Annotated in this window: 12 protein-coding genes; 4 read left to right on the top strand and 8 right to left on the bottom strand. The window is 69.2% G+C overall.

Annotated elements, in window-relative coordinates:
* The first annotated feature begins 36 nt into the window (after positions 1 to 36).
* On the top strand, positions 37 to 789 hold the full coding sequence (locus RBS60_RS12215; RefSeq protein WP_307957827.1) for an NAD(P)H-dependent oxidoreductase: 753 nt from the start codon (positions 37 to 39) through the stop codon (positions 787 to 789).
* A gap of 823 nt (positions 790 to 1,612) precedes the next feature.
* On the opposite strand, the gene RBS60_RS12210 is transcribed toward RBS60_RS12215, so the two are convergent.
* Both RBS60_RS12210 and RBS60_RS12205 read right to left on the bottom strand, forming a co-directional pair.
* Positions 1,613 to 1,735 (bottom strand): hypothetical protein, encoded by a 123-nt coding sequence (locus RBS60_RS12210; protein WP_307957826.1) that lies wholly within the window; start codon positions 1,733 to 1,735, stop codon positions 1,613 to 1,615.
* Positions 1,736 to 1,776: 41 nt separating this feature from the next.
* Positions 1,777 to 2,115 (bottom strand): hypothetical protein, encoded by a 339-nt coding sequence (locus tag RBS60_RS12205; protein WP_307957825.1) that lies wholly within the window; start codon positions 2,113 to 2,115, stop codon positions 1,777 to 1,779.
* A gap of 128 nt (positions 2,116 to 2,243) precedes the next feature.
* On the opposite strand from RBS60_RS12205, the gene RBS60_RS12200 reads away from it, so the two are divergent.
* The 3 genes from RBS60_RS12200 (at position 2,244) to RBS60_RS12190 (ending at position 5,140) form a co-directional block, all read left to right on the top strand.
* Complete coding sequence (locus tag RBS60_RS12200; RefSeq protein WP_307957824.1) at positions 2,244 to 3,749, top strand: GntR family transcriptional regulator; 1,506 nt, start codon at positions 2,244 to 2,246, stop codon at positions 3,747 to 3,749.
* Positions 3,733 to 4,080 (top strand): hypothetical protein, encoded by a 348-nt coding sequence (locus RBS60_RS12195; RefSeq protein WP_307957823.1) that lies wholly within the window; start codon positions 3,733 to 3,735, stop codon positions 4,078 to 4,080. The genes RBS60_RS12200 and RBS60_RS12195 overlap by 17 nt, the downstream gene beginning before the upstream one ends.
* Before the next feature lie 103 nt (positions 4,081 to 4,183).
* On the top strand, positions 4,184 to 5,140 hold the full coding sequence (locus RBS60_RS12190; protein WP_307957822.1) for a DMT family transporter: 957 nt from the start codon (positions 4,184 to 4,186) through the stop codon (positions 5,138 to 5,140).
* A gap of 53 nt (positions 5,141 to 5,193) precedes the next feature.
* Here RBS60_RS12190 and purU read toward each other — a convergent pair whose 3' ends face one another.
* Genes purU through glyA form a run of 6 tightly spaced genes read right to left on the bottom strand, consistent with a single transcriptional unit; the run spans position 5,194 to position 12,649 of the window.
* On the bottom strand, positions 5,194 to 6,087 hold the full coding sequence (gene purU, locus RBS60_RS12185) for a formyltetrahydrofolate deformylase (protein WP_307957821.1): 894 nt from the start codon (positions 6,085 to 6,087) through the stop codon (positions 5,194 to 5,196).
* Between the two features lie 4 nt (positions 6,088 to 6,091).
* Positions 6,092 to 6,811 (bottom strand): sarcosine oxidase subunit gamma family protein, encoded by a 720-nt coding sequence (locus tag RBS60_RS12180; RefSeq protein WP_307957820.1) that lies wholly within the window; start codon positions 6,809 to 6,811, stop codon positions 6,092 to 6,094.
* The gene (locus RBS60_RS12175; RefSeq protein ID WP_374049273.1) at positions 6,804 to 9,779 is read right to left on the bottom strand and encodes a 2Fe-2S iron-sulfur cluster-binding protein; all 2,976 of its coding nucleotides are present in this window, start codon (positions 9,777 to 9,779) and stop codon (positions 6,804 to 6,806) included. The genes RBS60_RS12180 and RBS60_RS12175 overlap by 8 nt, the downstream gene beginning before the upstream one ends.
* Entirely contained in the window at positions 9,776 to 10,078 is a 303-nt protein-coding gene (locus tag RBS60_RS12170) for a sarcosine oxidase subunit delta (protein WP_374049272.1), read from the bottom strand. The genes RBS60_RS12175 and RBS60_RS12170 overlap by 4 nt, the downstream gene beginning before the upstream one ends.
* 37 nt (positions 10,079 to 10,115) lie before the next feature.
* Positions 10,116 to 11,333: a sarcosine oxidase subunit beta family protein gene (locus tag RBS60_RS12165; protein ID WP_307957819.1), complete on the bottom strand. Its 1,218-nt coding sequence runs from the start codon at positions 11,331 to 11,333 to the stop codon at positions 10,116 to 10,118.
* Positions 11,333 to 12,649, bottom strand: coding sequence for a serine hydroxymethyltransferase (gene glyA / locus RBS60_RS12160; RefSeq protein WP_307957818.1), 1,317 nt, complete (start codon positions 12,647 to 12,649; stop codon positions 11,333 to 11,335). The genes RBS60_RS12165 and glyA overlap by 1 nt, the downstream gene beginning before the upstream one ends.
* Between the last annotated feature and the right edge of the window lie 23 nt (positions 12,650 to 12,672).

The following is a 12,672-nucleotide window of genomic DNA, read 5'->3' as shown; positions in this document are numbered from 1 at the left end:
CGGGGGTGGGAAGACCCACGACGGAAGGACCCGACCATGCTGCCGGAATCAGTCCAGGCGTTCATCGACGCGGAGATCGCCGCGAATACGACCGACTTCAGCGACCTCCGCGCCGTCTACCTCAACGGGACGCTCAAGCCGAGTCCCGAGACGAGCCACACGGACGGACTCATTGCGGTGAGTCGGCACGTGCTCGAGGGCGTGGGCGCCCACGTCGACGAGATCCGCACGGTGGACCACGACATCCCGCCAGGTGTCTACCCGGACATGCGCGAGCACGGCTGGGAGACGGACGATTTCCCGGACCTTTACCACTCCCTCATTGAGCCCGCGGACATCGTGGTCCTCGCAACGCCGATCTGGCTCGGAGACCAATCCTCGGTCACGCGGAAGACGGTCGAGCGCCTCTACGGCTTCTCGGGCGAGCTCAACACTGCCGGGCAGTGGTCGTACTACGGCAAGGTGGGCGGCGTCATCGTGACCGGCAACGAGGACGGCGCGAAGCACTGCGCCGCCCAGCTGCTCTACGCGCTCTCCCATATCGGCTTCACGATCCCGCCGCAGGCGGACGCCTACTGGACCGGTGAGGCCGGACCGGGGCCGTCCTATCTCGACGACAACCGGGGCGCCCAGAACCACTGGACCACGCGGAACGCGGTGTTCGCAGCCTGGAACATGCTGCACACCGCCCGCCGCATCAAGGACGCCGGCGGAATCCCGGTGTACGGCAACGTGACGTTCAATTGGGACCTCTCCAACCCGGACCACCCGAACCCGGAGTACCGCTGAGCGGATGACGACGGGGGTTGTGGACGGTTGAATTCCGCATGATTTAGGAGTTTTCTTGGTTGGGTGCTGATGGCCCGAGACGCCCTCGACTGGGACTCGTGTGAACTTCTGCGGACTGGCGCGGACCAAAACAAGGTCCACCGCGGGGGCACTTCGATCAGAAGTCGGGTGTGATGTCGGGGCGGTCGGCCAGCATCGGAGACCATTCCAACGTGACGGTAGCCGATCGTCGAGCGGTCGCGGCTCGGGTCTCAGTTCTGGCACTCGCGTGAATCCGCTTTGGCGGCCTCGGCCGCTGCTCGCGCTCTACGAATTGCGGTCTTCCACCCCCATACATGGTGGACCGTGCCGACGTCGAAGTCCCGGTAATTGGATGAGAGTCCAGACGCCACCACAGGGCTATTGGCGACGACTTGCAGACCGGATTCGGTGAAGAGCTCGATTCGCGTCAACCCCTGTTCGGTGACCGCCACACCGTGCGCGTCCTGCCCGGTTGGCGGAACTGCCCCGAACCACGGCAATGGTCCAACGATGAGCGACGTCAGAGAGCCCGGCCCCTGGCGCTTCAGTTCAACGACTTGCAGGCATGCCCAGCCATCCGGCTCGCACGGAACCGCGACGAGATCTCCGGCTTCCAACTGCCTTGTACTTTTTGGACTGAGCGGAAAGTTGCGGCCAGCATGCCTGAAGTGTCCCGGACAAGCTGGCGAAGTCTGCCCGTAAGGCGGGGGCCAACGCGCCCTGCCGCACGTTCCACTGTCCCCTGACAGCCCCGGGCCGACCGGTAGGGGGCGGGGGCGGGAGGGCAGGAGCTTGAGTCGCCTCAGATGAGGTCGAGGACGATGATCTCGAGGTCGAGCCGGCGGATGAGCCGCTCGTGCGCGTCGGCATCGCGGGCTGTGGCGGCCGCTGTGGTCGGGACGTCGCGGCGGGGCTGTGGGTACACGGTGGTGGGGACTCCGCCGACCGGTCGGGGGATGCGCCGTTTCACCGCAGGACCGCGATCCGCAGTGTTCCATGGTCTCGGAGCGGGCCGAGGCCTTCGCGGGCCAGATCGTGCAGCATCTGGTGGTAGCTCCAGAGCGCGAGGGCTGGGAGTTGGCGGAGGTCGGCGATCGTCGCCTGGGGACGGTCCACACGGTAGAGGGCGAGGATCGCGCCGTCTTCCTGCGCGTCGTCGAGGGCCCGGTAGGGGCCGACCGGACGGTGCGCAGTGAGTGCTTGGGCGTACAGGCCCAGTCGGTCATGAGGTGTCCCGTGACCGGCGCGGCTCCACACATGGACGACATCATTGACATCCACCATGGTCCCCGCCTCCTCTGTCATCTTCTCTGGGTGGCCGGCCCGGGACCTGAGTCCCGTTCCGCTGATATCTAAACTGTAAACCTGTGAGTTCACATGTCAAGGGTTTAGAGTAGACTCAGAGGAGAACGCAGAAGAAAAGAGGAGGACTCGTGAGCAGTTGGAGGGAACAACTCGCCTTCGCCCCTCTGGAGACCGCCGAGCGCGGCGAGGAGATCGGACGCCGGATCAGGCAGGCGATCGAGCTGGGGGTCCTCGAGGACGAGACCCAGCTCCCCAGCGAGAACGACCTCGCGGCGATGATGGGCGTCTCGACGCAGACGCTGCGCTCAGCTCTGGCCGAGCTCCGCCATCTGGGACTCGTGGAAACGCGCCGAGGCCGTGGCGGTGGAAGCTTCGTCAAGGCGAACACGGGCCAGTTGGCCCGGGCGCGGAGGGAGGCGCTGGGCGCCTACTCCCTCGACGCCCTCCGCGACATCCGCGAGTACCGGGCGGTCCTGGCGGGCTCAGCCGCGGCGGCAGCGGCCGCACGGCCGCAGCAGATCTCGGTCGCGCGCCTCGCATCCCTCGGGGCCATGGTCGGGACAGCCCATGAACCCGCAGACATGGCCCGCGCGGACAGCAAGTTCCACCTTGAACTCGCGGCCGCGTCACGGTCCGTCCGGCTCACCCGGCAGGAGATGGCGCTCCAGGCCGAGGTCGGGCCCCTGATCTGGACGAGCACCGCGGGCGAAGGCCTCACGGCCGCGCGCGAGCATGCCGAGATCGTGGGGGCCATCGGCAGTGGCGATACCCTCCTCGCGCGCACCCGGGCCGAAGGGCACGTCCGCCGCGAGATGAACGCTCTGATCGACCTGCGCATGTCCATGGACACCGCACCCCATGACGCTGCTCTGCGCGGCGGCCTGGGGGAAGAAGGTGCCATCACGTCCATCGGAGCGCTCGCCGCCGAGATCGAGAAGACGGCCGTCGCGTCGATCCGCGTCGTCGAAGAGGCCGTCCACGCCGCCCTCGATGCTGCCCCGGGCGGAGGCCTGGACGAGCTGGAAGGCGTCTATCAGATCGCGCACGACACTCTGGTCGAGACGCATCCCATCCTCTACGGGACGGGATTCCTCGCGGACTCGAAGTTCTTCGGCGAGTCAGGCTTCGTGTGGGCCTATGTTCCGCCTGGCCGCAGCACCCCGCAGCGGCTCGAGATGGACCTCGAGTACTACGACTACGCCACCGCTCCCTGGTGGCCCCGGGAAGGGGCCACAGAACCGGTCCAGGCCAGCTACGCCTATGTCGACGCGAACGGCTCGAACGCGTACATCGTCACGTTCAGCAAATGCGTGATGAGGGAGGGGCGGATGATCGGGGCCGCCGTGGCCGATGTCCTGGTGAGCCAACTCCAGGCGGGATTCGCGCCGTTCCTCGAATCGCTTCCGTGGGGATCGTGCATCGTCGACCAGATGGACGTTGTCATCGCAGCCAACTCCGGCAGCCTTGTCGGCGACATCTTCTCCTCAACCGCCGAGGTGGCCCGGACCATCGCCCTCCCACCCGTCCCCTGGCGCCTCCATCTGGCGCAGGCGCCGCGGCCGACGGCCACGCCGTCCCGCAGCCCGCAAGCAATGCAGACATCTGAAGGGAGCGCCCGTGGACGTGCCGATTGAAGTCACCGGATGGGCCGGAGCGGTCGCAGTCCTGGTGGCGTACCTGTCTGTCTCTATGGGCTGGCTGCGGCCGGGCCGCCGATTCCAGACGGCGAACCTCCTGGGTTCGTGCGCCTTCATGGTCAACGGCGCCTACCACGGCGCGTGGCCCTCCGTGGTGACGAACATCGCGTGGTTCCTCATCTCGGTCATTGCCCTCCTCCGCGCCCGGCTCACCAAGACGCATCCCGAGGTCTCCGCCGTCGTCGAGACGCTCCAGACGGTGGACTTCCCCCCCGCGGTGACCGAGGACTGGGTGGGGGGCAGCGGCACCACGCGCGCCGCGGAATAGAACGCCGCGGAATAGCGCTGCGGGCAAGCAAGGGCGGTGGGCCCGCGTCGGATAGCGCGATCACGCGATGGTCCGGGAGGCACCGGGCGCGCACACTGATGGCATGAACGCTTCCGGAGATGGAGTGAGCACTGCCGGAGGCAAGAACGCCCTGACCGTTCTGGTCTTCGTCAGCGCCCTCATCGTCACGGGCGGGAATGCTGTCGCAATCCGCTACAGCAACCGCGAACTCGACCCCCTGTTCGGGGCGGCATTGCGCTTCGCGCTCGCGGCGCTCGTCTTCGGGGCGGTCATGGCGGCCCAGCGCGCGGCCTTCCCGCGCGGACGGCAGCTCCTCGGGGCCCTGCTGTACGGCGTGCTGAACTTCGGACTCGCCTACGGGTTCATCTACGAGGGACTCCGCACTGTGCACGCCGGGCTTGCCCAGATCGTGCTGGCGGCCGCTCCGCTCGCCACGATCCTCCTCGCGGCGGCCTTCAGGATCGAGGTGTTCCGCTGGAGACGTCTGGGGGGAACCCTCGTCGCCATCCTCGGCATTGCCGTCATCAGTGGGATCGGCACGAGCATGCTGTCCGCGTCGTCCCTCGTCGGCATGGCGGCGATGGTCGCCGCGGCGGTGTCCATCGCTGGCGGCGCCGTAGCCGTCAAACGGTTCCCACGGGCGCCGGCGGCCTCGCTCAACGCAATCGGCATGGCGGTGGGGGCCCTTCTGCTGGCCCTCGCCTCGGCCGCGTCGAGTGAACGGTGGGCGCTGCCCACCCAGGGCACCACGCTCGTGGCGGTGGGCTTCCTCATCGTCTCGACCGTCATCATCTTCGCGGCCTTCCTGTTCGTGCTGAGGCGATGGAGCGCCTCTGCGACGACCTACCAGTTCCTGCTCATCCCCATCCCCTCCGTCATCCTGTCCTCGCTCCTGGATGCGGAGCCGCTCACGCCGACGCTCTTCCTCGGCGGCCTGCTCGTGGTGGGAGGGGCGTACGCAGGAATGCACACGCGGAGGCCAGGACGCCGCCGCTCGGGAGCCTCCGAGGGCAGGAAACGTCTGAGGGTCACCTCCTGATGTTCAGGAGGTGACCCTCAGACGGCGGGCGGGTGGCGTCAGACGGCGGCCTGCTACCGCAGCACCACCGTGCGGTTGCCGTTGAGGATCACGCGGCCCTCGCAGTGCCAGCGAACCGCGTTGGAGAGCGCCTTTGTTTCGGCGTCGCGGCCCACCGCGACGAGGTCCTCGGGCGAGTGGGTGTGGTCCACCTCGATGACCTGCTGGGCGATGATCGGCCCCTCGTCGAGCTCGGCGTTCACGTAGTGCGCCGTGGCACCGACCGTCTTGACGCCCCGGTCCCACGCCTGGTGGTAAGGTTTGGCGCCCTTGAAGGAAGGCAGGAACGAGTGGTGGATGTTGATCACTCGTCCGGCCATCTTCGTGGCGAGCGCGTCGGAGAGGACCTGCATGTAGCGGGCCAGCACCACGAGCTCCACCGCATACGCGTCGACGAGCGAGAGCAGCTTCTCCTCGGCCTCCGGCTTGGTCTCCTTCGTCACCGGAATGTGGTGGTACGGGATGCCGTGCCACTCCACGAGGCTCCGCTGGTCCTCGTGGTTCGACACGACGGCGACGATGTCAACCGGGAGCTCGCCGATCCGCGCCCGGAAGAGCAGGTCGTTGAGGCAGTGCCCGAACTTGGAGACCATGAGCAGCACGCGGGTCTTCTCCCCCGCGGGACGCAGCTGCCACGCCATGCCGAACTTCGCTCCGACCGGGGCGAAGTCGGCGCGGAGGCGATCGATGTCGTCGTCGGCATCCGAGAGGGCCTGCGAGCCGAGCGCCGCGGCGTCGCCGGCGGGGGCCTCGAAGTGCACCCGCATGTAGAAGTGCCCCGCGCGCCGGTCCCCGAACTGCTTGATGTCCACGATGTCGCACCCGTGCTCCGCGAGGAATCCTGAGACCGCGAACACGATCCCGGGTCCCTCGGCGCAGTCGAGCGTCAGGACGTATTCAGTCGTCATGCCGTCACCGCGCGCCCGGCGCCGTCAGCTCGCGAACCGCGAATTCGCGCATCGCGTCGATGAGCCACCGGCCCACGTGGTCCGCGAAGGACGCCCGGGGCAGGATCCGGTAGGCGTCCTCCCCCGTCTTCCACACGAGCACGGGGACGTGGTCCAGAACGGTCGCGATGGCCTGGCCCACGGCGAAGTGGCGCGGGTGCAGGTCGAACGAAACGCCCTTCTCGAGCACTGCCCGGGCGCTTGGGCCGGTCAGCTCGAACGTCGTCCGGTTCGCGGAGAGGTCGACGACGGCACCCGGGGTCCGCGCGCCCACCTCGCCGAGCGCCGCGCTCAACCGTGCGGCCTCGGACGGGCCGCGGTCGGACGACGACGCGTCGGCGCCCGCAGTGCCCACGGCAAGGAACTCATCCGGCCCGATCCACAGGACCGTGAACTCGGCGCCGGACGTGGTGTTCCCATGCCCGGAGGGCAGGGACACGCCAAGCGCGGACTCGAGTGCAGCGGCACCTGCCGAGCCGGCCACGGCCCGCAGGCCGAGCTGGGGAAGGAAGGGCACCTCGCGCACCGCCACGGCACGCGCGGCGTCAGCGGCGGTGGCAGCGGTCGCGGCGGCGAAAGCGTCGGCGAGCTGCGCCGCGGGGCTGCGGCGCAGGCCGGGCGCCCCGGGGCCCGCGAGGGGGGCGTGGGTGGATGCAAGCGGTGTCACAACAGTCGTCTCAGCCATCACGGCGCTTCCCTTCAGGATCAAACAGGACGGTCTCCCCGACCGTGACGTCAACGAGCCGGTCCCCGGCCACGGCGGTGAGGACCTCGCCGATGCGGTTGCGGCCGTTCTTGATGAGGGCCAGGGCGAACGAGCGCCCCAGCGCCGCCGAGTGGTAGCTCGACGTGACGAATCCCTGCATCGGCACGGGGCCGTTGGAGGAGTCCGTGGAGACGCCCTGCTCGATGACCTGCGTGCCCTCCGGGAGGCGGAAGGACGGATCCACGGGCGTGAGCGAGATGAGGTGCTTGCGGTCGGTGCGGGCTGTGTCCTCGCGGGAGTACGAGCGCTTGCCCACGAAGTCCTTCGCCTTGGACACGATCCACTCCATGCCCGCGTCCTGCGGGGTGATGGTGCCGTCAGTGTCCTGGCCGACGATCGGGTATCCCTTCTCGGCGCGCAGCACGTGCATGGTCTCGGTGCCGTACGGGGTGATGTTGAACTCCGCTCCGGCCTCGGCGACGTCCTCCCAGACCTGCAGCCCGTACCAGGTGGCCACGTTGATCTCGTAGGCGAGCTCACCGGAGAACGAAATGCGGCACACGCGGGCCGGGATGCCGGAGGCGAGGGTCGTGTCGCGCCACGCCATGAACGGGAAGGCGTCGTTGTCCACGTCCAGCTCCGGGGCGACCTTCGAGATAACCTCGCGGGACTTCGGGCCGACCACCGCCACGGTGGTCCACTGCTCGGTGACGGAGGTGAAGTTCGCGTCGAGCTCGGGCCACTCCGTCTGGTGCCACTCCTCGAGCCAGTCGAGGACCTTCGCGGCCCCGCCGGTCGTAGTGGTCATGAAGTAGCGGTCCGCGTCCAGGCGCAGGGTCACGCCGTCGTCGAAGATCATGCCGTCCGGGCCGCACATGACGCCGTAGCGGCCCATGCCCGGGGCGAGCTTCTTGAACGCGTTCGTGTAGATGCGGTTGAGGAACTCGCCCGCGTCCGCGCCCCAGATCTCGATCTTGCCGAGGGTCGTGGCGTCCATGAAGCCCACGGACTCGCGCACGGCGGCGCACTCGCGCAGCACGGCCTCGTCCATGGTCTCCTCGCCCTGCGGGAAGTACCACGGACGCAGCCACTGGCCCACGAACTCGAACTTCGCGCCCTGGGCGACGTGCCACGGGTGGACCGAGCTGATCCGCTCTGGGTCGAACAGCTCGCCGCGCTTGCGCCCGGCCATCGCCGCGAAGGCGACCGGCGCGTAGGGTGCGCGGAACGTCGTCGTGCCGATCTCGCCGATGCCGGGGGCAGCAGACCCCTCGCCCTTCAGCGCGGCAGCGATGACGCCGATCGCGTTCACTCCGGACGTCTTGCCCTGATCGTTCGCGGTGGAAATCGAGGTGTACCGCTTGATGTGCTCGACCGAGCGCATGCCCGAGCCGGTCGCACGGAGCACGTCGTGGACCGTCTGGTCGCGCTGGAAGTCCACGAAGTGGGTGTTCCAGTCGGCGGGGCCTCCGGTCTCCCCCGGGACGAGCCAGACCTGGCGGGTCGGGGCCGAGGCGGTGGCGGGGTGTGAGGGGAGGCTTGAGGCGTGCTCGCCGGCCTCGGTCACGAAGCCCGCGTTGAACGCCGCGACGGCGCCCGCGTGGGAGCCCTCGGCGAGGGCGTCGGCGAGCTCGTAGGAGCCCCGCGCCGCACCCACGACCTGCTGGGCCTCGACGGTCGTGGCGGGCACGAACCCGGCCAGCTCCTCGTCCCAACGCAGCTTGCCCTGGCGCTGGCTGAACAGGTGCACGAGCGGGCTCCAGCCGCCCGAGACGGCCAAGAGGTCAGCCTCGAGGCGCTCGGAGGCGCCGCTCAGGTTGCCAGCCGCATCGAGTCCGCGCACGACGACGCCGCTCACCCGGCCGCTGCTGTCGCCTTCCGCTGCGCTCGCCTCGGTCGAGACGACCGCGGAGCCGGAGATGACGCGGAGACCGGCCGACTCGGCCGCGAGGGCCACGGCCGTCTTCGTAGGCCGCGCATCGACGACGGCGGCTACGGGGACGCCCGCAGCGACGAGGTCCGTCGCGGTGGCGTACGCCGAGTCATTCGTGGTGAACACGACGGCGGCGGAGCCGGGGCGAACGCCGTACCGGTTGAGGTAGGTGCGGGCCGCGGAGGCGAGCATGATGCCCGGGCGGTCGTTGTCCGCGAACACGATCGGACGCTCGTGGGCGCCGGTCGCAAGGACCACCTGTCCGGCACGGATGTGCCACAGCCGCTGGCGCGAGACGCCCTGGGCGTCCAGTTCGCGGGCCTTCGCCGTGCCGAGGTGGTCGGTCCGGGACTCGAGCGCGACGACGTAGTTCGAGTCGTAGGAGCCGAACGCGTTCGTGCGGGTCAGGACCGTGACCTCGTCCGCTGCGGCGAGCTCGGCGGCAGCCGCGGCGATCCACTCGGGTGCGGGGACGCCGTCGACCGTTTCCGACGGAGCAGAGAGCAGCGAGCCGCCCAGCTCGGGCTGGTCGTCGATGAGGATGACGCGAGCGCCGGTCCTGGCGGCCTCGCGGGCTGCGGAGAGGCCGGACGGCCCTGCGCCGATGACGAGGACGTCGGCGTGGACGTGCTTCTTGTCGTAGACGGCGGTATCGGTACGCGGATCGAGAGTGCCGAGCCCCGACAGGTACGTGGCCTCAAGCCCGTCCGTGAGCTCGACGATCGTGGCAGGGAGCATCGTCTCGTCGACGCCGCCGGCTCCCCGGTCCTTGACCGTGAGGAGGGCGTTGGGCTCCTCGACGCCTGCGGCGAGGATGCCGCGCGGGCGGCGAAGGTACATGGACGGCCCGGCCTCGGCCACGCCGTTGGCGAGGAGCGCCGAGGCGACCGTGTCGCCCGCGAGGCCTTCGTACTCGGTGCCGTCCACGGTGAAGCGCACGACGGCGTCGCGCGAGATCCGCGCGGCCGCCGCCTTCTCGGCGGGGAGGCGGAACGACTGGGTCGGGTGGCTCACTTCTGGCCTCCTGTCGGGGTTGAGGCTGGCGCTGCTGCGGGGGCTGCGCCGGTGTAGACGGACTTGAACTCGTAGGTCACGGTGTCGCGCAGGGCATTGAACCACTTGCGGCAGCCCGCGGTGTGGACCCAGCGCTCGGCGAAGGTGCCCTTGGGGTTCTCGCGGTAGAAGAGGTACCTCGACCATTCGGTGTCGGTCAGCTCGGCGGGGTTCTCGGGGTAGGCCACGTGGGCCTGGCCGCCGTAGTGGAACTCGGTCTCGTCGCGCGGGCCGCAGTTCGGGCAGGTGATGAGAAGCATGCTCTGGCTCCTTTCTGTGCTTACCTGAGCCTGCGGCTCAGTGGGCCACGGCGGCGGCGCCGTGCTCGTCGATGAGGGCGCCGGTCTCGAAGCGCTCGAGGGCGAAGGGTGCGTTGAGGGCGTGGGCCTCGTCCGTGGCGATGGTGTGCGCCATGCTCCAGCCAGCGCCCGGGGTGCCCTTGAAGCCTCCCGTGCCCCAGCCGCAGTTGACGTACATGCCCTCGACCGGGGCCTTGCCGACGATCGGGGACGCATCGAGCGTCACGTCGACGATGCCGCCCCACGTGCGCAGGAGGTGCGCCCGGGCGAAGATCGGGAAGAGCTCGACGGCGGCTGCCATCTGCTCCTCGATGACGTGGAACGCCCCGCGCTGGCCGTAGCCGTTGTAGGAGTCGATGCCCGCGCCCATGACGAGCTCGCCCTTGTGCGCCTGGGAGACGTACACGTGGACGTGGTTGGACATGACGACCGTGGGGTGCACCTTGTGATGGAGCTCGGAGACGAGCGCCTGGAGGGGGTGCGACTGGATGGGGAGGTCGAAGCCGGCGAGCTTGGCCAGCACGCTCGAGTGGCCCGCCGCGCAGAGGGCGACCTTGCCCGTGGCGATCGTGCCCCGGTTCGTCTGGACGCCGACCACACGGTTGCCGTCCTTGACGAAGCCCGTGACCTCGCAGTTCTGGATGATGTCGACGCCGAGCTCGTCCGCCTTGCGGGCGAAGGCCCACGCGACGTGGTCGTGCTTCGCGATGCCGGCGCGCGGCTGGTACGTGGCACCGAGGACCGGGTAGCGGATGTCCTCGCTGACGTTGATGATCGGGCAGAGTTCCTTGACCTGGTCGGCATCGAGCCACTCGGCATCCACGCCGTTGAGCTTGTTCGCGCCCACGCGGCGGACGGACTCGCGCACGTCCTGGAGCGTGTGCGCGAGGTTCATGACGCCGCGCTGGCTGAACAGGAAGTCGTACTCGAGCTCCTCGGGGAGCTGCTCCCAGAGCTTGAGGGAGTGCTCGTAGATCGCCGCCGATTCGTCCCACAGGTAGTTCGAGCGGATGATCGTCGTGTTGCGGGCCATGTTGCCGCCGGCGAGCCAGCCGCGCTCGAGGACCGCGATGTTGGTCATCCCGTGGTTCTTGGCGAGGTAGTACGCCGTGGCGAGACCGTGGCCGCCGCCGCCCACGATGACCGCGTCATACGAGGGCTTGGGGTCCGGGTTGTGCCAGAGGAAGTCCGGGTGTTCGGGCAGCAGATCCGCCATCACTGGGCTCCGTTCTCGTGATCGGCCCCGGCGCTGGCCGGGGTGAGGTTGGGGTAGAGGGGGTGCTTGTCGGCGAGGACGGCCACGCGCGAACGCAGCGAGGCGGCCAGCTCGTCGTCGAACTCGGGCTTGAGGGCTGCGGCGATGATGTCCGCGACCTCGGTGAACTCGGCGGCACCGAATCCGCGGGTGGCCAGGGCCGGCGTGCCGATCCGCAGGCCAGAGGAGACCATCGGCGGGCGCGGGTCGAACGGGACGGCGTTGCGGTTGACCGTGATGCCGATCCGGTGCAGGCGGTCCTCGCCCTGCTGGCCGTCGAGCTCGGAGTGGCGCAGGTCCACGAGCACCAGGTGCACATCGGTGCCGCCGTTGACGACGCCGATCCCCGCGGCCGCAAGGTCGTCCTGCAGGAGCCGCTCGGCCAGGATGCGGGCGCCCTCGAGCGTGCGCGCCTGGCGGTCCTTGAACTCCTCGGTCGCGGCGAACTTGAACGCGACGGCCTTGCCGGCGATCACGTGCTCGAGCGGGCCGCCCTGCTGGCCCGGGAACACCGCCGAGTTGATTTTCTTCGCCAGCGCGGGGTCGTTGGTGAGGATGATGCCGCCGCGCGGACCGCCGAGGGTCTTGTGCGTGGTCGTCGTGGTCACGTGGGCATGCGGGACCGGGTTGGGGTGCAGGGCCGCGGCCACGAGGCCCGCGAAGTGGCTCATGTCCACAAGCAGGTAGGCGCCGACTTTGTCGGCGATGCGGCGGAACTCCGCGAAGTCGAGCTGGCGCGAGTACGCGGACCAGCCGGCGATCATGAGCTGCGGCCGGTGCTCGTCCGCGAGCTTCTCTACCTGCGCCATGTCGATCCGGTGGTCCGTCTCAGAGACCTGGTACGGGACGACCTTGTAGAGCTTGCCGGAGAAGTTGAGCTTCATCCCGTGCGTGAGGTGCCCGCCATGTGCCAGGTCGAGGCCCATGATCGTGTCGCCGGGCTGGATGAGGGCATGCATCGCGGCGGCATTGGCCTGCGCACCCGAGTGCGGCTGGACGTTCGCGAACCCGGCGCCGAAGAGCGACTTGGCCCGGTCGATGGCCAGCTGCTCGATCACGTCGACGTGCTCGCAGCCGCCGTAGTAGCGGCGTCCAGGGTAGCCCTCGGCGTACTTGTTGGTCAGGACCGAGCCCTGCGCCTCCATGACCGCGGCCGGCGCGAAGTTCTCCGACGCGATCATCTCGAGCGTGCCCTGCTGGCGGGCGAGCTCGGCATCGATGGCGGCGGCGACCTCTGGGTCGGCGCTCGCGAGCGGGAGATCGAGAAGGTTCTCCATGGTGCCTCCTTGGGACTGGCATC

It is taken from the genome of Sinomonas sp. ASV486, from assembly GCF_030908215.1.
Classification (GTDB): domain Bacteria; phylum Actinomycetota; class Actinomycetes; order Actinomycetales; family Micrococcaceae; genus Sinomonas; species Sinomonas puerhi.
This window is presented reverse-complemented; position numbering and strand designations above follow the sequence as displayed.

What these genes read in the sequence shown, in the direction of transcription:
- RBS60_RS12205 (WP_307957825.1), bottom strand. Translation starts at nt 2,115, where the DNA reads ATGACAGAGGAGGCGGGGACCATGGTGGATGTCAATGATGTCGTCCAT.
- RBS60_RS12170 (WP_374049272.1), bottom strand. Translation starts at nt 10,078, where the DNA reads ATGCTTCTCATCACCTGCCCGAACTGCGGCCCGCGCGACGAGACCGAG.
- RBS60_RS12190 (WP_307957822.1), top strand. Translation starts at nt 4,184, where the DNA reads ATGAACGCTTCCGGAGATGGAGTGAGCACTGCCGGAGGCAAGAACGCC.
- purU (WP_307957821.1), bottom strand. Translation starts at nt 6,087, where the DNA reads ATGACGACTGAATACGTCCTGACGCTCGACTGCGCCGAGGGACCCGGG.
- RBS60_RS12165 (WP_307957819.1), bottom strand. Translation starts at nt 11,333, where the DNA reads ATGGCGGATCTGCTGCCCGAACACCCGGACTTCCTCTGGCACAACCCG.
- RBS60_RS12215 (WP_307957827.1), top strand. Translation starts at nt 37, where the DNA reads ATGCTGCCGGAATCAGTCCAGGCGTTCATCGACGCGGAGATCGCCGCG.
- glyA (WP_307957818.1), bottom strand. Translation starts at nt 12,649, where the DNA reads ATGGAGAACCTTCTCGATCTCCCGCTCGCGAGCGCCGACCCAGAGGTC.
- RBS60_RS12180 (WP_307957820.1), bottom strand. Translation starts at nt 6,811, where the DNA reads ATGGCTGAGACGACTGTTGTGACACCGCTTGCATCCACCCACGCCCCC.